25 protein-coding genes and 2 tRNA genes are annotated in these 19,674 nt (G+C 64.2%); 16 read left to right on the top strand and 11 right to left on the bottom strand.

Annotated features, from left to right (window positions below; genetic code table 11):
- Positions 1 to 35: 35 nt before the first annotated feature.
- The 4 genes from ACSQ3Z_RS25145 (at position 36) to ACSQ3Z_RS25130 (ending at position 3,989) form a co-directional block, all read left to right on the top strand.
- Complete coding sequence (locus tag ACSQ3Z_RS25145) at positions 36 to 1,127, top strand: ABC transporter ATP-binding protein (protein WP_436174012.1); 1,092 nt, start codon at positions 36 to 38, stop codon at positions 1,125 to 1,127.
- Positions 1,128 to 1,209: 82 nt separating this feature from the next.
- Entirely contained in the window at positions 1,210 to 2,322 is a 1,113-nt protein-coding gene (locus ACSQ3Z_RS25140) for an ABC transporter substrate-binding protein (protein ID WP_436174011.1), read from the top strand.
- Between the two features lie 24 nt (positions 2,323 to 2,346).
- Complete coding sequence (locus ACSQ3Z_RS25135; protein WP_436174010.1) at positions 2,347 to 3,180, top strand: ABC transporter permease; 834 nt, start codon at positions 2,347 to 2,349, stop codon at positions 3,178 to 3,180.
- Positions 3,181 to 3,182: 2 nt separating this feature from the next.
- The gene (locus ACSQ3Z_RS25130) at positions 3,183 to 3,989 is read left to right on the top strand and encodes an ABC transporter permease (protein ID WP_436174009.1); all 807 of its coding nucleotides are present in this window, start codon (positions 3,183 to 3,185) and stop codon (positions 3,987 to 3,989) included.
- Positions 3,990 to 4,003: 14 nt separating this feature from the next.
- Here ACSQ3Z_RS25130 and ACSQ3Z_RS25125 read toward each other — a convergent pair whose 3' ends face one another.
- Complete coding sequence (locus ACSQ3Z_RS25125; RefSeq protein WP_436174008.1) at positions 4,004 to 4,792, bottom strand: 2-keto-4-pentenoate hydratase; 789 nt, start codon at positions 4,790 to 4,792, stop codon at positions 4,004 to 4,006.
- 312 nt (positions 4,793 to 5,104) lie between these two features.
- Positions 5,105 to 5,464, bottom strand: a complete 360-nt coding sequence (locus ACSQ3Z_RS25120) for an ArsR/SmtB family transcription factor (protein ID WP_436174007.1) — start codon at positions 5,462 to 5,464, stop codon at positions 5,105 to 5,107.
- Positions 5,465 to 5,900: 436 nt separating this feature from the next.
- Here ACSQ3Z_RS25120 and ACSQ3Z_RS25115 point away from each other — a divergent pair, with 436 nt between their 5' ends.
- From ACSQ3Z_RS25115 to ACSQ3Z_RS25105, 3 genes are all read left to right on the top strand, one after another.
- Entirely contained in the window at positions 5,901 to 6,146 is a 246-nt protein-coding gene (locus ACSQ3Z_RS25115) for a DUF982 domain-containing protein (RefSeq protein WP_192181410.1), read from the top strand.
- 170 nt (positions 6,147 to 6,316) lie between these two features.
- Complete coding sequence (locus ACSQ3Z_RS25110) at positions 6,317 to 6,445, top strand: hypothetical protein (RefSeq protein ID WP_436174006.1); 129 nt, start codon at positions 6,317 to 6,319, stop codon at positions 6,443 to 6,445.
- Positions 6,446 to 6,453: 8 nt separating this feature from the next.
- Positions 6,454 to 6,729: a PilZ domain-containing protein gene (locus ACSQ3Z_RS25105; RefSeq protein ID WP_436174005.1), complete on the top strand. Its 276-nt coding sequence runs from the start codon at positions 6,454 to 6,456 to the stop codon at positions 6,727 to 6,729.
- A gap of 327 nt (positions 6,730 to 7,056) precedes the next feature.
- On the opposite strand, the gene ACSQ3Z_RS25100 is transcribed toward ACSQ3Z_RS25105, so the two are convergent.
- A tRNA-Arg gene (locus ACSQ3Z_RS25100) sits at positions 7,057 to 7,133 on the bottom strand.
- A gap of 57 nt (positions 7,134 to 7,190) precedes the next feature.
- Positions 7,191 to 7,496 (bottom strand): ETC complex I subunit, encoded by a 306-nt coding sequence (locus tag ACSQ3Z_RS25095; RefSeq protein ID WP_120016729.1) that lies wholly within the window; start codon positions 7,494 to 7,496, stop codon positions 7,191 to 7,193.
- A gap of 268 nt (positions 7,497 to 7,764) precedes the next feature.
- Between ACSQ3Z_RS25095 and ACSQ3Z_RS25090 the strand changes: the two genes are divergently transcribed.
- From ACSQ3Z_RS25090 to ACSQ3Z_RS25075, 4 genes are all read left to right on the top strand, one after another.
- A complete protein-coding gene (locus tag ACSQ3Z_RS25090; RefSeq protein WP_436175131.1) occupies positions 7,765 to 8,931 on the top strand; it encodes a flavin-containing monooxygenase in 1,167 nt (388 codons plus the stop codon).
- Positions 8,932 to 9,197: 266 nt separating this feature from the next.
- On the top strand, positions 9,198 to 9,497 hold the full coding sequence (locus ACSQ3Z_RS25085; protein ID WP_436174004.1) for a hypothetical protein: 300 nt from the start codon (positions 9,198 to 9,200) through the stop codon (positions 9,495 to 9,497).
- Between the two features lie 204 nt (positions 9,498 to 9,701).
- Positions 9,702 to 9,778: transfer RNA gene (locus tag ACSQ3Z_RS25080), tRNA-Pro, on the top strand.
- A 232-nt stretch (positions 9,779 to 10,010) separates the two neighbouring features.
- On the top strand, positions 10,011 to 10,208 hold the full coding sequence (locus ACSQ3Z_RS25075) for a hypothetical protein (protein ID WP_436174003.1): 198 nt from the start codon (positions 10,011 to 10,013) through the stop codon (positions 10,206 to 10,208).
- A gap of 124 nt (positions 10,209 to 10,332) precedes the next feature.
- On the opposite strand, the gene ACSQ3Z_RS25070 is transcribed toward ACSQ3Z_RS25075, so the two are convergent.
- A complete protein-coding gene (locus ACSQ3Z_RS25070; protein ID WP_436174002.1) occupies positions 10,333 to 11,157 on the bottom strand; it encodes an alpha/beta fold hydrolase in 825 nt (274 codons plus the stop codon).
- A gap of 121 nt (positions 11,158 to 11,278) precedes the next feature.
- On the opposite strand from ACSQ3Z_RS25070, the gene ACSQ3Z_RS25065 reads away from it, so the two are divergent.
- Together ACSQ3Z_RS25065 and ACSQ3Z_RS25060 are read left to right on the top strand one after the other, a co-directional pair.
- Positions 11,279 to 12,289 carry a GlxA family transcriptional regulator gene (locus ACSQ3Z_RS25065; RefSeq protein WP_436174001.1) on the top strand — a complete coding sequence of 337 codons (1,011 nt, stop codon included), beginning with the start codon at positions 11,279 to 11,281 and terminating at the stop codon, positions 12,287 to 12,289.
- A 75-nt stretch (positions 12,290 to 12,364) separates the two neighbouring features.
- Positions 12,365 to 12,826, top strand: a complete 462-nt coding sequence (locus tag ACSQ3Z_RS25060; protein ID WP_436174000.1) for a hypothetical protein — start codon at positions 12,365 to 12,367, stop codon at positions 12,824 to 12,826.
- Positions 12,827 to 12,995: 169 nt separating this feature from the next.
- Here ACSQ3Z_RS25060 and hdaA read toward each other — a convergent pair whose 3' ends face one another.
- Genes hdaA through ACSQ3Z_RS25045 form a run of 3 tightly spaced genes read right to left on the bottom strand, consistent with a single transcriptional unit; the run spans position 12,996 to position 15,431 of the window.
- Positions 12,996 to 13,700, bottom strand: a complete 705-nt coding sequence (gene hdaA, locus ACSQ3Z_RS25055) for a DnaA regulatory inactivator HdaA (RefSeq protein WP_436173999.1) — start codon at positions 13,698 to 13,700, stop codon at positions 12,996 to 12,998.
- Between the two features lie 5 nt (positions 13,701 to 13,705).
- Complete coding sequence (locus ACSQ3Z_RS25050; protein ID WP_436173998.1) at positions 13,706 to 14,902, bottom strand: AI-2E family transporter; 1,197 nt, start codon at positions 14,900 to 14,902, stop codon at positions 13,706 to 13,708.
- Complete coding sequence (locus ACSQ3Z_RS25045; RefSeq protein ID WP_436175130.1) at positions 14,874 to 15,431, bottom strand: CDP-alcohol phosphatidyltransferase family protein; 558 nt, start codon at positions 15,429 to 15,431, stop codon at positions 14,874 to 14,876. The genes ACSQ3Z_RS25050 and ACSQ3Z_RS25045 overlap by 29 nt, the downstream gene beginning before the upstream one ends.
- Before the next feature lie 214 nt (positions 15,432 to 15,645).
- On the opposite strand from ACSQ3Z_RS25045, the gene purM reads away from it, so the two are divergent.
- Genes purM through ACSQ3Z_RS25030 form a run of 3 tightly spaced genes read left to right on the top strand, consistent with a single transcriptional unit; the run spans position 15,646 to position 17,950 of the window.
- A complete protein-coding gene (purM, locus tag ACSQ3Z_RS25040; RefSeq protein WP_436173997.1) occupies positions 15,646 to 16,710 on the top strand; it encodes a phosphoribosylformylglycinamidine cyclo-ligase in 1,065 nt (354 codons plus the stop codon).
- Positions 16,707 to 17,414 (top strand): phosphoribosylglycinamide formyltransferase, encoded by a 708-nt coding sequence (gene purN, locus ACSQ3Z_RS25035; RefSeq protein ID WP_436173996.1) that lies wholly within the window; start codon positions 16,707 to 16,709, stop codon positions 17,412 to 17,414. The genes purM and purN overlap by 4 nt, the downstream gene beginning before the upstream one ends.
- A gap of 11 nt (positions 17,415 to 17,425) precedes the next feature.
- Positions 17,426 to 17,950: a SixA phosphatase family protein gene (locus ACSQ3Z_RS25030; RefSeq protein WP_436173995.1), complete on the top strand. Its 525-nt coding sequence runs from the start codon at positions 17,426 to 17,428 to the stop codon at positions 17,948 to 17,950.
- Between the two features lie 78 nt (positions 17,951 to 18,028).
- Here the strand turns inward: ACSQ3Z_RS25030 and ACSQ3Z_RS25025 are convergent, their stop codons facing one another.
- From ACSQ3Z_RS25025 to dapB, 3 genes are all read right to left on the bottom strand, one after another.
- A complete protein-coding gene (locus tag ACSQ3Z_RS25025; RefSeq protein ID WP_436175129.1) occupies positions 18,029 to 18,115 on the bottom strand; it encodes a hypothetical protein in 87 nt (28 codons plus the stop codon).
- 112 nt (positions 18,116 to 18,227) lie between these two features.
- Positions 18,228 to 18,461: a DUF680 domain-containing protein gene (locus ACSQ3Z_RS25020; protein WP_436173994.1), complete on the bottom strand. Its 234-nt coding sequence runs from the start codon at positions 18,459 to 18,461 to the stop codon at positions 18,228 to 18,230.
- Positions 18,462 to 18,867: 406 nt separating this feature from the next.
- Entirely contained in the window at positions 18,868 to 19,638 is a 771-nt protein-coding gene (gene dapB, locus ACSQ3Z_RS25015) for a 4-hydroxy-tetrahydrodipicolinate reductase (RefSeq protein ID WP_436173993.1), read from the bottom strand.
- Between the last annotated feature and the right edge of the window lie 36 nt (positions 19,639 to 19,674).

Genomic DNA, 19,674 nt, shown 5'->3' with positions numbered 1-19,674 from the left:
CCTACGATTTCAATCGGAGTGAGGATAAAGGCAGGATGCAGCAACCCGGCCGGGCCGCAGAGATCAAGGCAATCGGGATCGGCAAGAGCTTCGGCTCGTTCCGGGCGCTGGACAATCTGACGCTCGATATCGGCCGCGGCGAGTTTTTGACGCTGCTCGGGCCCTCCGGCTCTGGCAAGACCACCTTCCTGATGATCCTGGCCGGCTTCGTAAAGCCGAGCGACGGCCGCCTCTACAGCGACGGCGTCGACATCACCGAGCGGCCGGCCGAGCAGCGCGCCGCCGGCATGGTGTTCCAGGGCTACGCGCTGTTCCCGCATATGTCGGTCGAGGCCAACATCGCCTTCCCGCTCAAGGTGCGCAAGAAATCGGCCGCCGAGATCAAGCGCCGTGTCGGCGAGATGATCGAGCGCGTCGGGCTGAAGGGCCACGAGACGAAACTGCCGGCGCAGCTTTCCGGCGGCCAGCAGCAGCGCGTGGCGCTCGCCCGCGCGCTGGTGTTCGAACCGGGCGTGCTTCTGCTCGACGAGCCGTTTTCGGCGCTGGACAAGAGCCTGCGCGGCCAGATGCAGGCCGAGATGAAGCGGCTGCACCAGGAGACCGGCACCACCTTCGTCTTCGTCACCCACGACCAGAGCGAGGCGCTGGCGCTGTCGTCGCGTGTCGCCATCTTCGACCACGGCAAACTGCTGCAGGTCGGCGCGCCCGACGAGGTCTACGACCGGCCGGCCAACCGCTTCGTCGCCGAGTTCCTCGGCGAGATCAACATGCTGCCGCTGAAGGGCGTACGCAGCGCCGAAAATGGCACTGTCGGGCTCTGCGAAGACCGCGCTGTCAGCCTGCGCGGCAATCCGGGCACCGTCGGCGGCAACGCCATCCTGGCGATCCGGCCGGAGCACATGTCGATCGCGCGCGAGGCGGCGGTGGGCGAGAACGGCATTGCCGCCACGGCAATAGCCTCCACCTATCTGGGCGCTGCGACCAAGCTCGACCTCACCACGCGCCAAGGCTCACGAGTGACGGTCTCGGTGCCGAACGAGGTTGCAGCCGCCGCACTCAGCAAGGGCAATTCCGTCTGGCTGACCTGGCCGGCCGAAAAAGGTTTCCTCCTTCCGGATGGAGGATGACGACAAGGTGGCGAAGCCTCGAGTGATGATTCCGGGATTCGCACCAACTACTGCAACGACCAACGAAAAAAGGGGAACTGACATGAACGACTCCAAGAGAAATGCTATCGAATCCCTCTCCGCCAGGGCAACACGCGGCGAGATCTCGCGCCGGCAGTTCACGCAACTGGCCGCGCTGGTGCTGGCCGGCACGCCGATGCTGCTGCGCTCGACCGGCGCCTTTGCGCAGGCCAAGGAACTCGTGCTGGTGAACTGGGGCGGCGACGCCATCACCGCCTATGACGCCGCCTATGGCCAGGCCTTCACCAAGGAAACCGGCATCACCGTCAAGATGGACGGCTCGGGCCCGACCGAAGGCGCCATCGCCGCGCAGTTCAAGAGCGGCGCGCCGACCTGGGACCTCGTCGACGTCGACCCGTTCTCGGCCATCACGCTCGGCGCCCAGGGCGCTCTCGAGCCGATCGACTATGCCATCGTCGACAAGAAGAAGATGCGCGAGGGTTTTGGCTGGGAATACGCCGCCTCGACCTATTTCTTCTCCTATGTCATCGCCTACGATTCCGAGAAATACGGCAGCAACGCGCCGACCGGCATGGCCGATTTCTTCGACGTCAAGAAATTCCCCGGCAAGCGCTCGCTCTACAAATGGGGCGTATCGAGCTGGGAAGCCGCACTGCTGGCCGACGGCATCGCGCCGGCTTCGCTCTACCCGCTCGACTTGAAGCGCGCGCATGACAAGATCGCCGCCTTCAAGGAGAACGTCGTCGCCTATTGGGGCGGCGGCGCCGAGAGCCAGAGCGTGCTGCTCAACGGCGAAGCCTCGATGGCCATCGTCTGGTCGACACGCGCCTCGCTGATCGAGCAGGACTCGGGCGGCAAGATCAAGTTCATCTGGGACCAGGGCCTGATCTCGCCCGGCGCGCTGGCCGTACTGAAGGGCAACCCCGGCGGCAAGGAGGCGGCGATGAAGTTCATCGCCAGCGCGCAGGATCCGGCAAAGCAGCTCGTCATGTTCGACAAGCTCGGACAGGGCCCGGCCAACCCGGCCGCCGACGCGCTGATCCCCGCCGACAAGAAGCGCATCAACCCGGTCGACCCCGAGAACATGAAGAAGCAGATCGCACTCGACATGGACTGGTACGCCAAGAACTACGGTCCGGCGCTCGACGAATACACCAAGATCATCTCGGCCTGATCGGGCCGGGATAATCGGACCGATATGAGAGGCACCCTCTCCGACAGGATGGGCGCGGCGCTGTTGATGGCGCCGCTGCTCCTGTTTCTTGTGCTGGCCTACGCCTGGCCGTTCCTTGGCGTGGTCAAGTGGAGCGTCACGCTGCCGACGCCGGGGCTCGGGCAATATGGCGCTCTGGCAACCGACCCGCTGGTGCAGTCGGTGTTCATCCGCACGCTGCGCATCGCCCTGATCGTCACTTTGGTGTCGGTGACGGCGGCCTATGCCATCACCGTGGTCTGGGTGCGCGGCAGCCCGGTGCAGCGTGTCGTCGCCGAGTTCTGCATTCTCGTTCCCTTCTGGATCTCGGTGCTGACGCGCGCCTTCGGCTGGGTGGCGCTGCTGTCCAATCGCGGCCTGATCAACAGCTGGCTGCAATCGATCGGCTTCATCTCGGAGCCGCTGGCGCTGGTACGCAATGAATTCGGCGTCATTGTCGGCATGACGCATTTCCTTATCCCCTTCGCGGTGTTTCCGCTGGCGTCTGCCATGCGCAGCCTAGACGACCGCGTGCTTTTGGCGGCGCGCGGGCTCGGCTCCAGCCGCATGCGCACCTTCTGGTCGGTGTTCGTGCCGATGACGCGCTCCGGCATCATCGGCTCGGCGCTGATCGTCTTCGTGTTCTCGCTGGGCTTCTTCGTCACGCCGGCGATCCTCGGCGGCGGCCGCAGCGTGATGATCGCCGAGCTGATCTACCTGCGCATCTTCCAGAGCCCGGACTGGGGCCTGGGCGCGGCAATCAGCGTCGTGCTGGTGCTGTTCGTCGGCGCGCTAATGGCGCTGCTCTTCCGCTACGTGCGGCCGAAGCAGCTGGTGTAGCCATGCCGACCTATCGCCCCGGACCCGTCTCGCTGATCCTCGCCGCGCTGGTGGCGCTGTTCCTGCTGTTGCCGCTGCTGGCCGTCATTCCGGTGTCGCTGACGCCGAGCCGAATGCTGGCAATGCCGACGGGGGAATTGTCGCTGCGCCACTACCGGGCGCTGATCGAGGATCCGCGCTGGATCGACGCCATCCTGCTCTCGATCCGCATCGGCATCGTCAGCAGCGCCATCTCGACGGTGCTGGCGCTCTGCTTCAGCCTCGGTGTGTGGATGATCCAGCCGCGCTTCACCGCCGCACTCGTCGGCTTCGTGCTGTTGCCGATGGTGGTGCCGCCGGTGGTCTCGGCGATCACGCTCTACTTCCTGCTGACCTCGATCTCAGGCTTCAACTCGTTCTTCGGCTACGACACCTGGCTGGGCGTTGCCATGGCGCATTCGGTGATGACTGTGCCTTTCGCCACGGTGCTGATCCTGGTCTCGCTCAGCCAGCTCGACCGGCGCATCGACCTTGCCGCGCGTGGCCTTGGCGCCAGCGTGTGGGAGCGCGCCACGCGCATCATCATGCCCAACATCAAGTTCGGCATCGTCACCGCCGCACTTCTGTCCTTCGTACTGTCCTGGGAAGAGATCGGCGTCACGCTGTTCATCACCTCGGTCAACGCGATCACGCTGCCGAGGCTGATGTGGATGGGCCTGCGCGACAACATCGACCCGGCGATCGCGGCCCTTTCGGTGATCCTGATCATCATCACCGTGCTGGTGCTAGCGGTGCGCAGCGTCGTGGCCAGGCAGCGCGGCGGGCATTAGTCCTGGAATTGCTCTTAGACAAACCTGACCGAGACGCGACCAAACCTGCCTAAATCGCCGGTGACTTCGTCACCGGCTTCGACGCTGATCGGCGTCACGCAGGCACCGGTTATCACCACTTGTCCCGGCTGGAGCGCTATGCCCAAGCCCGACAATTCATTGACGATCCAGGTCAGCGCAATACGAGGGTCGCCCAACACCGCTGCCCCCGTTCCATTATGCTCAGACTTTCCGGAAACGAAAGCGACCACCGGGTGCTGTGCGAGATCCACGTCGCGCCAATCGTCCTCTACAGCCTCGCCGATGACGAACAGATTGGCACAGGCGTTGTCCGCTATCAGTTGCGGCGCGCCGACCACGCAGAAATCGTCGTATCGCGAGTCCGGTATTTCGATCGCCGGGTGCACGGTCGCCACGGCATCCATCACTTCAGCGATGTCATAAGGTGCCGAACGAGGCGGCAACTGGCGGCCGAAACGAAAAGCGAATTCTATCTCTGCAACACGCATCGTGCTCGTCGCCAGGGAAACAGCCCCGCCGACCTCAACCGCTTTTTCGGCGAGGAGACGCCCGGCCATCGGGCCGTCGACGTTGATGTGCCTTTGTCCAGCCAGACTGGTTGCGGCGATCTTCCAGCCGAACAGTGGAGCCGCCGAACGGTCCATCACATGCGACTGGACGGCGTAGCCTTCGATCCGCGTTTGTGGCCGCAATTCCTCGGGTATGGCGTCGAGACGGGTGCCCTTGTCCCAATGGCTTACCAGCAACTGCGATGCAGCCCTGGCCTTTTCTGGATCGAACATCGTCGGCTCCGAAAATCGAGGAAGAGCTGCCCATCGCTTCGTGGATAAGAAGCCCGGCAAGGACCGTCCCGCTATATATGGACCCGCCCTCGGCAGGATAGGTGGCCAGGAATCGAGAGTCCACATTGCCCGAGCAGGTCCGACGTCGACTTTGCGATCGCCGCGCTGTCGATGATCCCGATCATCTCCAAAGTGCCGACAACACCTCAACAGCGGTGGCGTTCCCGACCCAACGCCGCCTGCTTGACCAACTGCCGACTAAGGCCGCGTCGCCGGGCACGGCCGTGCCCGGCGGATACCGGCGCCCCGCCCTCAGGCTGCCTGCGGCCGGCGCTGCCTTTCGGTGACGTACTGCTGATGGCGGCCCGCGAGCGGCTTCTCCTTTGCCAGCAAGCCGTCCAGCAAAGCGAGCAGTTCGCGCGCGGCGGCCGACTTGCAGGAATAGTAGACCATCTGCCGGTCGCGGCGGGTTTCGACGATGCCGAACCTCCGCAACTTGGCAAGATGCTGCGAGAGCGCGGACTGGCTGAGCTCGACTTTGTCGGCGAGAACGCCGACCGACAATTCGCCCTCAGCCAGATAGTTCATGATCAAAAGCCGCTTGCCGTTGCCCATCACGGACAGGAAGGCGGCCGCTGTTTCGGCGTTGGAAGTAAGTTCCTTCGAGACCATTTATTTCCCCATATGCCTTGCTCTTCCGAACGCCATGGGGGCAATGGCATCAGACATCCAGAGCATTGCCTGAGCTGGCCATCCCTCATTTTTGCGGGACGGGGCTCTGCTTCTCGTTTGACCATGATCCTTCTCGAAACAGGTTGCCACCATTCGGGATCATGGCCGGGACAGCATGCGCGATTTTGTGCGTTACGCAAGCCGACGCAGGTTCGATATTTTTGAATCTGCGCCACCAACAAGTACCAGCGTCGCGCTCTTTCAGCAAGAATATAACGAGTTGTTCAAGCCGCATTTACAGTGCGCCGCATGTTTCGCGACAGCCACAAGGGAGAAATCAGCGGCAACAGGCAGTTCACGACCAGTTGAGACGCGGTGATGAAACCTAGCGCCGCATTCTGCGTTTTGGTGGATCATAACAGCAAGGGTTTTACCCATGACCCAGGGATGGTTTTCGAGGCCGGTTGCGGTTTCGGTGGGCATCGCGGGCTCGATCCGGCACATTTCCAATGCCCAGCAGGCGGTCGAATTGCTGACAGGCCAATGGCGCGACGCCGGAAGTGCGCAACACGGCTCGGCGCTGCGCGCCTGCCGCCGTGCCATGAGCGGCGATCTTCCGGCCGATGCGGCCATGGATGCGTTTGTCGGCGCAGCCCGTGAGGCGCATGTGCTGGTCGAGTAGGCCGAGCAAACCCGATTGCCGCGTTCAGGCCGTCGCACACTGTCGTTGATACTGCCTGCCGACCAGAACGGCGGCCGGGGCCGGAAGGTTTCCGGAAACGTTTTAGCGACCGCTAACGGAATGGAAACAGCTCTACGATATTAATTGAAATTCAATTTGCATGAGGTCCGATGCGTGAGCATGCCTGCCACGGTCCGGGACTGAGCGGTCGCGTGAAGCATCATCGAGACGAGGAAGACTTGGGGCTGGAAGACATAGAGCTGGAAAACTGGGGGCTGCAGGATTTCCGGGAGAAGTGAGGTATCGAATGGACCCGTCCGGCCCCCGCAAGGAGCGGCGCCTTCATGCACGAGAGATTGTGCTGAAGGAAGCGACCATCACAACGGAGGACGCCGAGATAGGCTGCTCCGTTAGAAATCAGCACGAAAATGGAGCTGAGTTGCGCGTCGCTCCCGGCGTGAAAATACCGGATCGCTTTGTGCTTCATGTACAAGCCGACGACGCCACCTATCGCGCCGTTGTTCGGTGGAGGAGAGGCGAGCGACTCGGGGTGCAGCTCTATGGCGGCTCTCCGAACGTTTGACCGATCAGGCGCCTCTGTAGCTACCGCCCTCACCTGCCGTTCACCGGCCAAAGTAGACCGATACCGCTCGCGGAACCAAGCCACTCGGGGCGCGTTGCCTCCTACAAGCCAAGGAGGACATCATGCTACGAGGAGCGCTACTCTGGCTCATCGGGATTCCGATACCGGTCATCATCATCCTGTGGCTTTTGGGTTATCTGCATTAGATTCAGGAGATGCTGGCCTGACCTGAATCTCTGCCTCAGCCACGTGAACCTACCGGCTTCCGGTTCTGTGCTGGCCGAGTTGGAACTTGCTCGCCGTACAAACGCTAAGCCCTTGAAATGTTGGCGATCCCGACAGGATTCGAACCTGTGACCATCGGCTTAGAAGGCCGGTGCTCTATCCAGCTGAGCTACGGGACCGCTGGCCGGCCGCGCCGGCTGATGTCTTCACGCCCGGGCGTTGCCCGGCAATGCCGGTCAGTGCGTCCAGGGCGTCCTGCGGTCATAGCGGAAATTCTCCGCGTAGGAAATCTGCCGGCGCTTGGGTTCCTTCGGTTCCTCGACGCGGAAGGCGAGCCCTTCGCGCTCGGCATAGGCCACCGCCTCTTCCCTGGTGTCGAAGGTCAGCCTGATCTGGCTCAGCATGTCGCCGGAAGTGGTGTAGCCCATCAGCGGGTCGATCTTCTTGCGCTGCGCGGGATCGAATTCCAGCACCCAATGTCCGGTCTTGGCCTTGCCGGATTGCATCGCGGTTTTGGCTGGGCTGAAAATGCGCGCGGACATGACCACCTCGTTGCTCCCTGGGGCCGACCCTCCAGGTACTCCTGAACCGGCGCCTGCCCTCGAAAAACCCGATTCAGGGTCTCGGGGTCATGCGCCAACCCGTCATTACTGTGCAATGGCGCCGGCGGCAAGGCCGACAGGTTTTGCAGCCGCGTCGGATGACGGTTTGGCAACCGCGTCGGACGACGGGTCTTTGACCCGCGCGGCGCCGCATGCGGCATATGTCGGATACACTGGTGTGCCAATCACGGTTATGACAATGACGGACATGGTGGCGGAAACCTTGCGGACCGGCGAACCGGCAATCTTCGACGGCGCGATCGTGATCGGCGGCGGCGCGGCCGGGCTCGCCGCCGCGCACGCGCTGATCAGGGCCGGCGTGGCGGTGCAGGTGCTGGAGCGCGAGAACCGGTTGGCCGAGCCCTGGCACCGGCGGCACGAGAATTTGCATCTCAACACGCATCGCGACCTTTCCGCGCTGCCGGGTGTCACCTACCCCGCCGGCACGCCCGGATTTCCGCACCGAACCGCCGTCATCCGCCACCTCAACGAATTCGCCGAGACGCACCGGCTGCCGGTCACGTTCGGCGTCGCCGTCGACGAGATCGTGTCCGGCGGCGACCACTGGATCGTGCGGACCAGCGCCGGTCCACGGCGCGCGCGCCATGTCGTCGTCGCCACCGGGCGCGACCGCCAGCCTTTCATTCCGCAGTGGAAAGGCATGGAGGGCTTTGCCGGACGGATTGTCCATTCGGCGGATTTCGGCTCGGCCAGGGATTATAGCGGCAAGACGGTGCTGGTGGTCGGCGCCGGCAATTCGGGCTTCGACGCGCTCAATCACCTCGCCGGGGCGAACCCCGGTCAGATGTGGCTGTCGGCGCGCAACGGCCCGGCGCTGCTGCCCAAGCGCATCGGCCGCAAGATCGCCGTGCACCGGTTTTCGCCGGTGCTGGCGCGCCTGCCGGTGTGGCTCGCCGACGCTGTAATCGCGGCCACGCAGCGGCTCGCCCTTGGCGACCTCAGCAAATTCGGCCTGCCTGCGTCGCCTTCAGGCGGCGCCAGCCGCCTGGCCGGCGACTACACCGCGATCGCCGCCGACGACGGCGCCGCCGCCGCCATCAGGGCAGGCAGGATCATCGTCGTGCCGCAGCTGCGCGAATTCACGCCGGACGGCGTCATTCTCGACAATGGCCAGACGATCGCGCCCGACATCGTCATTGCCGCCACCGGCTACCGCACCGGGCTGGAGACGATGGTCGGCAAGCTCCGCGTGCTCGACGGCAAGGGGGTGCCGCTGTTCAACGGTTCCGACAGCGACCCGAAACTGCCCGGCATCTGGTTCACCGGCATGCGGCCGAGCATCCGCGGCTGTTTTTCCAATGCCCGCATCCAGGGCGACGCGCTCGCCCGCAAGATCGCCCGACAGACGCGCTGAGCAATTCCAGGAAAAGTGCGCAACGGCTTTCCGTCCGGAATTGCGTAAAAACAAAGAGTTAGAGCGGATGCCGGCACAATCGATGCGTCGCGTCGACGATGGCCAACCCGCGATTTATTCCTGCAAGAACGCCTGGCGCACGTAACAAAGCCAACTCCTCCAGCGAATATCAAGAGTCGCCCTGCCATCCCGGCAGCGAACCGCGACAAGTGCCCGCCAGGCAAGACCGTTTCGCGCCTTGATCCGCCGGCGGCCAGGAGGAAAAGATGCAGCTTCTCAAATCCGCACTCTGCCTTATCGCCCTTTCCGCGACACCGGCTCTGGCCGATGACGCCATGGGCATGATGAAAATGATGAAAGGCGGCGAGGTCGTCGCCATCATGCCGGACGGACACATGGGCACGATGATGATGAAGCCCGACGACAAGATGATGGGCGACATGATGAAGATGGCCAAGCCGCTCGATCATTGCGTCATGATAATGACCGGCGACGACGGCAAGACCTACGTCGTCGACACCTCGACGCCAGAGGCCATGAAGGCCTGCGAGAAGATGGCGAAGTAGCATCGCCTGCCAGGCCGGTGCCGATCCGCCGTCATGTGTGGGCGCATGGCGGCGCACGGCCATCCGCACGGAGCTGGCAATCCCGTCTCTGGCGTCCAGGGAGGCGATCGCGGCGGCTTTTCGCGCCACTGCCGCACTTTGCGCGGTTTCATCGCTCAAGGGGGTTGCGCGGCAAGGCCCGGAACCTTATACGCCGCAGCAACTCGGAGTGTAGCGCAGCCTGGTAGCGCATCTGGTTTGGGACCAGAGGGTCGGGAGTTCGAATCTCTCCACTCCGACCATTTCCCCACATGAACGATACGATCCGGCGATGACGACAGGTCCGTCGCCTCGGCTGCCATGCTTGCCGTTCGATCCCCCGTGCGGTTTCCTGCAACCGCCGTTGGAGCGCGATTTCAGAATGTATCGTTTTAGCACAATTCCCAGTTGCTGGACTTGCGCTGGCCGTCGGTGGTTAAATTTTTGCGTCTGACCAAGGAGGGGACGGGGTCGTAGAACGGGAGGAGACAGTGCATGGAATATGAGTTCGAGAGACGCAGTCAAGCTGACGACCAGCCGTACGAAGTTACCTCTTTCGCCAAAAAATATGGCCTGACGATCCCAGCCGCGGACGCGGTTCTTTTCGCCAAAGGTCCGTCTCGCACGGCATGCGATGCCGCCGCACTGGCTTTCCTCTGCGCGATTGCCGCCAGAAAACAATCGGCACGCTAGCTTCCAAGATTCGACAGTGAGGCGCGGCGAAGGTCTTTCTCGCCGCGCATGACCGCCAAAGCGGCCATTTGTCTCCAAAGGCGGCTCGCGTCGTGGCCGCCACGCCTGCATCGGCAATGCCGCGTCAGCTCTGGATGAAGGCCAGCAGGTCCGGGTTGATGATCTCCGGATGCGTGGTGCACATGCCGTGCGACAGGCCCTCATAGACCTTCAGCGTGCCTTGCTTGACCAGCTTTGCCGCCAGCAGGGCCGAATCCTCGATTGGCACGATCTGGTCGTCGCCGCCATGCATGATCAGCACGGGCACGTCGAGCTTCCTGAGATCGTCGGTGAAGTCGGTCTCGGAGAAAGCCTTGATGCAGTCGTAGTGGGCCTTGGCGCCGCCCATCATGCCTTGGCGCCACCAATTGTCGATGACCCCTTGCGAGACCTTGGCGCCGTCGCGGTTGAAGCCGTAGAACGGACCCGCCGGAACATCCCTGAAGAACTGGGCGCGGTTGGCGACAAGAGCTGCGCGAAAGCCGTCGAAGACCTCTATCGGCAGGCCGCCCGGGTTGCTGTCGGACTTGACCATGATAGGCGGCACCGCACCGATCAGCACCGCCTTGGCGACGCGGCCGCCGCCGTGGCGGGCAACGTAGCGCGCCACCTCGCCACCGCCGGTCGAATGGCCGATATGGACGGCATGCTTGAGATCGAGATGCTCGGCAAGTGCTGCGACGTCGGCGGCATAGGTGTCCATGTCGTTGCCGGTCGCGGTCTGCGAGGAACGGCCATGGCCGCGCCGGTCATGGGCGATGACGCGAAAACCCTTGTCGAGGAAGAACAGCATCTGGTTGTCCCAGTCGTCGGAACTGAGCGGCCAGCCGTGATGGAAAACGACTGGCTGGCCGGTGCCCCAATCCTTGTAGAAGATCTCGGTGCCGTCGCTGGTGGTGAATGTGCTCATCGTCCTGCTCCTGAAGTTGGACGGTTGTCGGGGAAGGTTCGCTCCTTCTGTGGACAAGATAGTGAAGCTCGGTCATGGTGAGAATTGGCAAAACAGACATTGAACGAGGCAAAACTGACAGATGGCCACTGTGCGTGATCCGATCGAAATCGGGCTCGTCATCTATCCCGGCGCGCAGCAGGCGGCCGTGCTTGGGCTCACCGATCTTTTCATGCTTGCCGACCAGATGGCGCAGGCGCGGTCGACACAGGCGCCGCGGCTTCGCATCAGCTACTGGCAATTGCAGGACGATGCCGTCGTCCGCAGCTTCGACAGCGAGCCGGCGAGCCGCGTGCCCAGGCCCGACAACGGTCCGGCGATGGCCATCCTGCCGCCGACCCTCGGCGATCCGATCGCACGCGAGGCGGCGGCACCCTATGCCGAGTGGCTGAGAGCCCGCCACGCAGCGGGTGCGACGCTGGGCTCGGTCTGCGCCGGCGCCTTCGTGCTTGCCGAAACCGGCCTGCTGTCCAGCCGCGCTGCCACGACGCACTGGGCCTATAGCGAGGCGCTGGCCAAACGCTTTCCCGATATCCTGCTCGACGCTGACAGGCTGGTCATCGACGATGGCGACATCATCACCGCCGGCGGCTACATGGCCTGGACCGATCTCGGCCTCAAGCTGGTCGACAGGGTGCTTGGCCCGGCAGTCATGATGGCGACGGCGCGCTTCATGCTGGTCGACCCGCCGGGACGCGAGCAGCGTTTCTACAGTCCCTTCGCGCCGCGGCTGAACCATGGCGACGAGGCGATCCTCAAGGTGCAGCACTGGCTGCAGGCAAGGGGCGCGCGCGATGTCACGCTCGGCTCTATGGCCGAGCAGGCCGGGCTGGAGGAGCGAACCTTCCTGCGCCGCTTCCGCAACGCCACCGGCCTCAAGCCAACCGAATATTGCCAGCACCTGCGGGTCGGCAAGGCGCGCGACATGCTGGAAATGACGACGCGATCCGTCGACCAGATCGCCTGGGATGTCGGCTATGACGACCCCGGCTCGTTTCGGAAAGTGTTCGCCAGGATAACGGGGCTGGTGCCGGGAGATTACAGGCGGCGCTTCGGCGTGGAACGAGCCGGGCAGGCCGGCGAGGAGGGCTGAGGCCTTGACGTGGCGCTTGGCGTCAAGTCATCTTCAAGGACTGCCGGGGTGGCGGTTTGGGGCTACGCAAGTAGAATGGGCGCTTCCTATCCTGGTGAAGGAGCAACAGCTGAGCAGATCCTGAAACTCGCTAGCGAGTTCAGACTGGCCGCGAACTACTTGTTTGAAAATCGACGCAAGGGCAATGCGCTTTCATTGGTGCCATGTCGTTTCGCCGCGCTTCACGCAATCGAACTCTACCTGAATGCCCATCTGCTGCTGACTGGTTCTGATCACAAGTCGGTGCGCGGCTTGCAGCATGATTTTGCCGAACGCACCTCGAGAGCGGCCGCCTCGGGACTTTCCCTGCGAAAACGCACGGCACACCACCTGACCAATCTTACGGGGAGCCGGGAGTATCTGGTGACGCGATATGGTCCGGAGATGGCCACCACCCTGTCGCAGATCAACAGGCTGATGGCGACCTTGAACGAAATTGCCACGAAAGTGGAGGACCGCTTGGGAATTAGGATCGATACGCCCATTCGGGCGATGTAAGAAAGGCAAGCTCGCCGGGCGAGGACCCCAACCGCCACAACTCCCGGCGAGCCTACAACCTGATTTGGAACGCAATCAGGACCGGGGGTTAAGCCGGCAAACTGGTGCTGCAAGATGGATGCCAGTGATTTGATCCCGAAATGGGACAGCAGCGACGGCCCCCATGCGCCTAAATCTCGAACTCGCCCTGCCCTTGGTCCATGGCGCTGACGGTCTCGGCGGCGAGCGCGCGGGTGATCGGCGTCTTGCGCTCCAGGGCAATGCGGTCGAGCCGTTCGACGACGCGCATGGCGGTGGCCAGCGAGCGCTCGATGCGGCGCACCAGATATTGCACGACATGCGGCTCGACCTCGACCTGGCGGTCGGCGAACAGCTTTGTGATGACGCCCGCGAGCAGCAGGTCGTCGGGCTCGTGGATCTCGACCGTCGCCGCCGCCTTCAGCCGCGAGACAAGATCAGGCAGCGCCACACCCCAGGCCAGGGGAAAACGCCGCGCCGTCAACAGCAGGGTCGAGCCGGCGCCGCGCACGGCGTTGATGAGGTGGAACAGGCCCGCCTCGTCGATCCGTGCCTTGTCGACATCGTCGATCAGCGCCGGCCTGTCGCCGAGACCGGCGATACAGTCTTCGATGCGGCCGGCATCGACCCCGACTGCGCCGGCGCGAGCTTGCCAGATCGAGGCCAGATGCGTCTTGCCCGAGCCGGCCGGCCCGGCCAGCACCACCACCGGCGACGGCCAGTCCGGCCAGCGGTCGACCAGTGCTGCGGCCTGGCTGTTGGTTCCGGAGACGACGAGCTCGTCGCGCGAATAGCCGGTGCCGTGGCCAAGATCGAGCGGCAGCTGGCGCGGCGGGTCGGTTTTCTGGTCAGCCATCAGGCTCAGCCACGCGGTCCCTTGCGGCGGATGGCCGGCAGCGGCGGGACGGGTTCGGCGGCATGGCCCTTGTAGAGCGGCGATTCGAGATAGCGGGCAATGGCAAAGCGCACCAGCACGGCCACGGCGGCCGAGGCCGGCACGGCGATCAACAGGCCGACGAAGCCGAACAGCGCGCCGAAGGCAAACAGCGCGAACATCAGCCACACCGGATGCAGGCCGACGCTTTTGCCGACCAGCCGCGGCTGCAGGATGTTACCCTCGATGAACTGGCCGACGAAGAACACGGCGGCCACCGCCACAACCATCATCCAGTCCGGCCAGAACTGGACGAAGGCGACCCCGACGGCCAGCACCAGCCCGGTCAGCGAGCCGACATAGGGTATGAAGGAGATCAGCCCGGCAAACAGGCCGATCAGGATGCCGAAATTGAGCCCGGTCAGCGTCAGGCCGGTGGCGTACATGGCGCCCAGCACAAGGCAGAGCGTGCCTTGGCCGCGCACGAAGCCAGCGGTGGCGGTGTTGATGTCCCTGGCGATCGCCCTGACCGTCTGGACATAGTCGCGCGGCACCCAGCTGTCGACGATCGCCACCATGCGGTCCCAGTCGAGCAGCATGTAGAAAGCGACCACGGGCGTGACCACGAACAGGCTGACCACCGAGACCAGCGCCACGCCCGAACTCCAGATCGAGGTGAAGACGGTGCTCAACAAACCGAAGCCGGAGGTGAGCAGCGAGTTCAGCCCGTCACGCAGGCTATTGGCGTTGACGCCGAATTTCTGTTCCAGCCAAATCGGGTCGAAGCTGGTGATCAGTCCCTGCAGGCGGGTCAGGTATTCCGGCAGCTTGCCGGCGAAATCGGCCATCTGCGTGGCCAGCACCGGCACAAGGATGACGAAGGCCAGCACCAGGACGACGATGAAGGCAATGAGGATAACCACCGTCGCCATCAGCCTGGAGAGGCCGAGCCGTTGCAGCCGGTCGGCGACGGGATCGAGGAAATAGGCCAGCACCATGCCGGCGACGAACGGCAGCAGGATGCTGGAGAAGACGTAGAGGAACAGCGCCGGCAGCACGGCCGTGGCCAGCCAGAAGAAGATCTGGCGGCGGAACGCAAGAGACGCAGCTTCGCCGGCCGCCACGGCCTCGGCGGCCGCTTCGATCGATCCTTGATCAGGTGCCCGGTGTGGAGCCTTCGCCATAGCCGCTCATATGCCTCAGCCAGCCCACGAGATAGGCCGCGGCCGAAGCCACGGTCAAGACCCCCGACAACAATATGAGCGCGGGCCTCAACGGGTCGAGATGGATGTCGAAGGCAAGCTCGCCCAGCACCACCGCCGCCAGCACAATCTGGATGGCGGTGTTGGCCTTCGACACGAAGAGCGGCTTCATCTCGACCGGATGCGCCATCACGGTCGACAAAAGCACCGCGCAGATGATCAGCGCATCGCGCGACACCATGGTGACGACCAGCCACAGCGGCAGCTCGCCGATGAAGCCCATGACCACGAACACCGAAACCAGCAGCACCTTGTCGGCCATCGGGTCGAGATAGGCACCGAGCTCGGAATTCTGGTTGTAGCGGCGGGCGATGAAGCCGTCGACGCCATCGGAAATGCCGGCGACGAGGAAGCCGGCAAACGCCCAGCCCCAGTGCGCCTGCAACATGGCCAGCACCACGGCGGGCACCAGCAGAAAGCGCATGATCGTGATCATGTTGGGGATGGTCAAGCGCATGTCCCGTCGCTTTTGTTTGCTGATAGATGATGGAGATGGGGGGTGGGCGCAAGGGAGAAGCTGCCGGCCATCTCCTCCACGAGGGGGAGATCGGCAGCTTCGCCGGCTATCCCCGCTTTTATCGGGGGGCAAAACTCCGCCATCCCGTCCGTTATCCTTGCGGACCGAAACCGTTCATGCGAAGAGCCCGGGAAAGCAGGGAAAGAGTATGAGCAAGCGCAAGAACGGGCTCACCTATGCCGAGGCGGGCGTCGACATAGATGCCGGCAATCTGATGGTCGAGAAGATCAAGCCGCTGGTGCGCGCGACGCGCCGGCCGGGCGCCGATGGCGAGATCGGCGGTTTTGGCGGCCTGTTCGACCTCAAGGCTGCCGGCTTCACCGATCCGGTGCTGGTCGCCGCCAATGACGGCGTCGGCACCAAGCTGAAGATCGCCATCGACGCCGGCAAGCACGACACGATCGGCATCGACCTCGTCGCCATGTGCGTCAACGACATCGTCGTGCAGGGCGCGGAGCCGCTGTTCTTCCTCGACTATTTCGCCACCGGCAAGCTCGATCCCGACCAGGGTGCGGCGATCGTCGGCGGCATTGCCGAGGGCTGCCGGCAGGCCGGCTGCGCGCTGATCGGCGGCGAGACGGCCGAGATGCCCGGCATGTATCACGGCAACGACTACGACCTTGCCGGCTTTGCCGTGGGTGCCGCCGAACGCGGCCAGTTGCTGCCGACCGACGATATCGTCGAGGGCGACGTGCTGCTTGGCCTCGCCTCCTCCGGCCTGCACTCTAACGGCTTTTCGCTGGTGCGGCGCATCGTCGGCGTGAGCGGTCTTGCCTGGAGCGACCCGGCGCCGTTCAACGACGAGTCGACGCTTGCCGAGGCGCTGCTCGAGCCGACGCGCATCTATGTCAAGTCGATCCTCAAAGCGATCCGCAACACGCATGGCATCAAGGCGCTGGCGCACATCACCGGCGGCGGCTTCCCGGAAAACATTCCGCGCGTGCTGCCGAAGGATTTCTCCGCCGAACTCGACCTCGAGGCCATCGAGGTGCCCCCGGTGTACTCGTGGCTGGCCAAGACCGGCGGCGTCGCGCCGGAAGAGATGATGCGCACCTTCAATTGCGGCATCGGCATGATCCTCGCCGTCGCCTCCGGCCAGGCGGCGCAGGTCGCGGCCGTGCTGCAGGAGGCCGGCGAGACGGTGACGCCGATCGGCCGCATCGTGCCGCGCCGCGACGCCGGTGTCATCTATCGGGGCTCGATCGGCCTATGAGCAAGAAACGCACCGTGGTGCTGATTTCGGGACGGGGCTCCAACATGACGGCGCTGATCGCCGCTGCGGCGGACCCGGCCTATCCGGCCGAGATCGTCGGCGTCATCTCCGACCGTGCCAGCGCCGCAGGCCTCGCCATCGCGCAGGCGCGTGGCATCCCGACCAAGGTCATCGTGCGCGCCGACTATGCCAGCAAGGAAGCGCATGACGGGGCGATCGACGCCGCGCTTATCGGCTTCCACGCCGAGATCGTGGCTCTTGCCGGCTACATGCGCATCCTCGGCGCCCGCTTCGTCGAGAAATGGCTGGGGCGGATGGTCAACATCCACCCTGCCCTGCTGCCCGCCTTCAAGGGGCTGGACACCCATGCGCGGGCGCTCCGTGCCGGCATGCGCATCCATGGCTGCACGGTGCATTTCGTCACGCTGGACATGGATGACGGCCCGATCATCGCCCAGGCGGCGGTGCCGGTCATGGTCGGCGACAATGAGGACACGCTGGCCGCGCGCGTGCTCAAGGCCGAGCACCGGCTCTATCCGCTGGCGTTGGGACTGGTCGCCGAAGGCAAGGCGCGCATGGAGAAGGGCCACACCGTGCTCGCCCACTTCGCCGACGACGCTGAGAACGGCACCTCGGTGGTGATGGCGCCGGACCCGCTGCGCGAAGAGCGCGATCTTGAGCAACTGGCGCGGATCACGCCGTAAGAGAGGCTGGCATGGCGACAACCAGACAACTGTTTGTCCTGCGTCACGCCAAGTCGAGCTGGGACGACCCCAAGCTCGCCGATTTCGACCGGCCGCTCGGAGCGCGCGGGTTGAAGACGGCGCCGCTGATGGGGCGCGAACTTGCTCGGCGCGGCTGGCTGCCGGACCTGGCGCTGGTGTCGTCGGCGCTGCGCACCCGCGACACATGGCGGCTGGTCTCGGCGGAACTGCCAAAAAAAGTGCCGGCCGATTTTGCCCTGGCGCTCTACGAAGCCGCAGCGGCGGACATTCTGGCCAAGGTGCGGCAGGCAAAGGCGAAGGCGGGCAGCCTTCTGGTGCTCGGTCACAATCCCGGGCTTGAAGAGTTCGCGCGCCAGCTTGCCGGCGACGGATCGGATGCCGGGGCGCTGAAAAAGCTCGAAGAGAAATTCCCGACCTCGGCGCTGGCCCGTTTTGACGTCGACGGCGACTGGGCGGATCTCACCTTGGGCAGTGCCCGGCTGACACATTGCATCAGGCCGAAGGAATTGGGCTAGCCGCGCTTCGTTGCCGAAGATCGGCAGAGAGCGGCGGGACAAGCCCGCCGCCTTGAGGTCTTTCTCGGATCGAGCCGATCAGCGATTGCCGAACAGGTTGCGGTCGCCGCCCTGGGTCAGCGGCTTCTGGACCGACGCGTCCGTCGTCCTGATCGAAGCCGTCACGGTGCTGTCGACCGCGGCAGTCGTCGGCTGGTTGGCGCTGTTCGAGCCATAATTTTCTTTGCCAGCGAAAGCGGCGCCGGTGGCAACGAGGATGGCGGGATCGGGTCCGCGCTTAGCGGCCCCAGATACCCTGGCCGGATTCCGGCTGGACCGAATCGGGCGTCAACTTGAAGCCTTGGTGTTCGACCGGCTTGCGGATCGAAGCCGTGAAGTTGTGGTCCAGATTGTCGGCAGGCGCGGTAACGGCCGGCTGGTTGACGTTGTTCGAACCATAGTGGTCGCTGCCCGCGAAGGCGCTGCCCGTGGCAACGAGAATGGCGGCAGCGGCAAGAGCGATCTTGGTCATTTCAGGTACTCCAGTAGTTTACTGTTCTGTCCGTCAAGTGGCGTGCCTTGGGAGGAATTCGCGTCGCTCGGACCACCCCGAGATGGGTCTGTGGTACTGCCATTTCCAGTCACGAAGATGTGCCCGAAAAACCTCAGAAACGGCGCTTGAAATCCGGCTGGAGGCTTCCTTTGCCATAATCTTTCCAAGCGATATCATATAGTTAGGCGAATACACCTCGTGCCGGCGACAAGATTTTCCGAGCCGGCGTTCACACCGTCGTGCACGGTGCGTCAACGGAAATCGAACCGAACGGTTCGGTTTTATGCCAATTGACGGGGGTTGCGCCCCCAAAGGACGGGCAGCGACCGAACCAACTAAGGTGTTTGCCTTGCGGGCGGATGACGATGCAAGCGGTTCGCCTTGCTTAGTCGTCCAGTCCAAGCACGTCGCGCATGTCGTATTGGCCGGGCGGGCGTCCGGCCACCCAGAGGGCGGCGGCGATGGCGCCGCGCGCGAACATGACGCGGTCGCCGGCCGCATGCGACAGGGTGACCATCTCGCCCTCGGCGCAGAAGCTGACACTGTGCTCGCCGACGATGCTGCCGCCGCGCATCACCGCGAAGCCGATCTCGCCTTGCGGCCGGGCGCCGGTGATGCCGTCGCGAACGCGCCGCGCCACGCCGTCGAGTTCGATGCCGCGTCCCCTGGCAGCGGCCTCGCCCAGCATCAGCGCCGTGCCCGACGGCGCGTCGACCTTGGAGCGATGATGCGCCTCGAATATCTCGACATCCCAATCCTCGGGATCGAGTGCGCTTGCCGCCTGCTCGACCAGCCCAGTCAGCAAGTTGAGCCCGAGGGAGTAACTGCCGGAGCAAACGATGGCGATGGTTTTGGCAGCAGCGGCAATGGCGGCGAGCTCGCTGTCGTCGAAGCCGGTCGAGCCGATCACCAGTGCCGGCCCGCCACGGGCAGCGCAGGCTTCGGCCAATGCCACGGACGCTACAGGCGTGGTGAAGTCGACGACGACATCGGCTGATACAAGCGCCCCGTCGCGGCTGACCAGCCCCTCGCCGTTGATGCCTGGTCGATGGAAGCGAGCGGCCAGCGCCAGCCGCGGATCGGCCTCGACAGCTTCCACCATCTGGCGGCCCATGCGGCCGAGCGCACCGGCGACGGCTATCCTGAGGGGTGGCATGGCGTTTCCTGTTGAAATGCGAGTCGGAACAATCGT

The sequence above is a fragment of the Mesorhizobium sp. LjNodule214 genome, from assembly GCF_964252735.1.
In the GTDB taxonomy this organism is placed as follows: domain Bacteria; phylum Pseudomonadota; class Alphaproteobacteria; order Rhizobiales; family Rhizobiaceae; genus Mesorhizobium.
Note: the sequence above shows the minus strand (reverse complement) of the source record. Positions and strands in the feature narration are given on the sequence as shown.

Bases quoted from the DNA above. Each gene is read 5' to 3' on its own strand.
- ACSQ3Z_RS25145 (WP_436174012.1), top strand. From the start codon at position 36: ATGCAGCAACCCGGCCGGGCCGCAGAGATCAAGGCAATCGGGATCGGC.
- ACSQ3Z_RS25140 (WP_436174011.1), top strand. From the start codon at position 1,210: ATGAACGACTCCAAGAGAAATGCTATCGAATCCCTCTCCGCCAGGGCA.
- ACSQ3Z_RS25135 (WP_436174010.1), top strand. From the start codon at position 2,347: ATGAGAGGCACCCTCTCCGACAGGATGGGCGCGGCGCTGTTGATGGCG.
- ACSQ3Z_RS25130 (WP_436174009.1), top strand. From the start codon at position 3,183: ATGCCGACCTATCGCCCCGGACCCGTCTCGCTGATCCTCGCCGCGCTG.
- ACSQ3Z_RS25125 (WP_436174008.1), bottom strand. From the start codon at position 4,792: ATGTTCGATCCAGAAAAGGCCAGGGCTGCATCGCAGTTGCTGGTAAGC.
- ACSQ3Z_RS25120 (WP_436174007.1), bottom strand. From the start codon at position 5,464: ATGGTCTCGAAGGAACTTACTTCCAACGCCGAAACAGCGGCCGCCTTC.
- ACSQ3Z_RS25115 (WP_192181410.1), top strand. From the start codon at position 5,901: ATGACCCAGGGATGGTTTTCGAGGCCGGTTGCGGTTTCGGTGGGCATC.
- ACSQ3Z_RS25110 (WP_436174006.1), top strand. From the start codon at position 6,317: ATGCGTGAGCATGCCTGCCACGGTCCGGGACTGAGCGGTCGCGTGAAG.
- ACSQ3Z_RS25105 (WP_436174005.1), top strand. From the start codon at position 6,454: ATGGACCCGTCCGGCCCCCGCAAGGAGCGGCGCCTTCATGCACGAGAG.
- ACSQ3Z_RS25095 (WP_120016729.1), bottom strand. From the start codon at position 7,496: ATGTCCGCGCGCATTTTCAGCCCAGCCAAAACCGCGATGCAATCCGGC.
- ACSQ3Z_RS25090 (WP_436175131.1), top strand. From the start codon at position 7,765: ATGGTGGCGGAAACCTTGCGGACCGGCGAACCGGCAATCTTCGACGGC.
- ACSQ3Z_RS25085 (WP_436174004.1), top strand. From the start codon at position 9,198: ATGCAGCTTCTCAAATCCGCACTCTGCCTTATCGCCCTTTCCGCGACA.
- ACSQ3Z_RS25075 (WP_436174003.1), top strand. From the start codon at position 10,011: ATGGAATATGAGTTCGAGAGACGCAGTCAAGCTGACGACCAGCCGTAC.
- ACSQ3Z_RS25070 (WP_436174002.1), bottom strand. From the start codon at position 11,157: ATGAGCACATTCACCACCAGCGACGGCACCGAGATCTTCTACAAGGAT.
- ACSQ3Z_RS25065 (WP_436174001.1), top strand. From the start codon at position 11,279: ATGGCCACTGTGCGTGATCCGATCGAAATCGGGCTCGTCATCTATCCC.
- ACSQ3Z_RS25060 (WP_436174000.1), top strand. From the start codon at position 12,365: ATGGGCGCTTCCTATCCTGGTGAAGGAGCAACAGCTGAGCAGATCCTG.
- hdaA (WP_436173999.1), bottom strand. From the start codon at position 13,700: ATGGCTGACCAGAAAACCGACCCGCCGCGCCAGCTGCCGCTCGATCTT.
- ACSQ3Z_RS25050 (WP_436173998.1), bottom strand. From the start codon at position 14,902: ATGGCGAAGGCTCCACACCGGGCACCTGATCAAGGATCGATCGAAGCG.
- purM (WP_436173997.1), top strand. From the start codon at position 15,646: ATGAGCAAGCGCAAGAACGGGCTCACCTATGCCGAGGCGGGCGTCGAC.
- purN (WP_436173996.1), top strand. From the start codon at position 16,707: ATGAGCAAGAAACGCACCGTGGTGCTGATTTCGGGACGGGGCTCCAAC.
- ACSQ3Z_RS25030 (WP_436173995.1), top strand. From the start codon at position 17,426: ATGGCGACAACCAGACAACTGTTTGTCCTGCGTCACGCCAAGTCGAGC.
- ACSQ3Z_RS25020 (WP_436173994.1), bottom strand. From the start codon at position 18,461: ATGACCAAGATCGCTCTTGCCGCTGCCGCCATTCTCGTTGCCACGGGC.
- dapB (WP_436173993.1), bottom strand. From the start codon at position 19,638: ATGCCACCCCTCAGGATAGCCGTCGCCGGTGCGCTCGGCCGCATGGGC.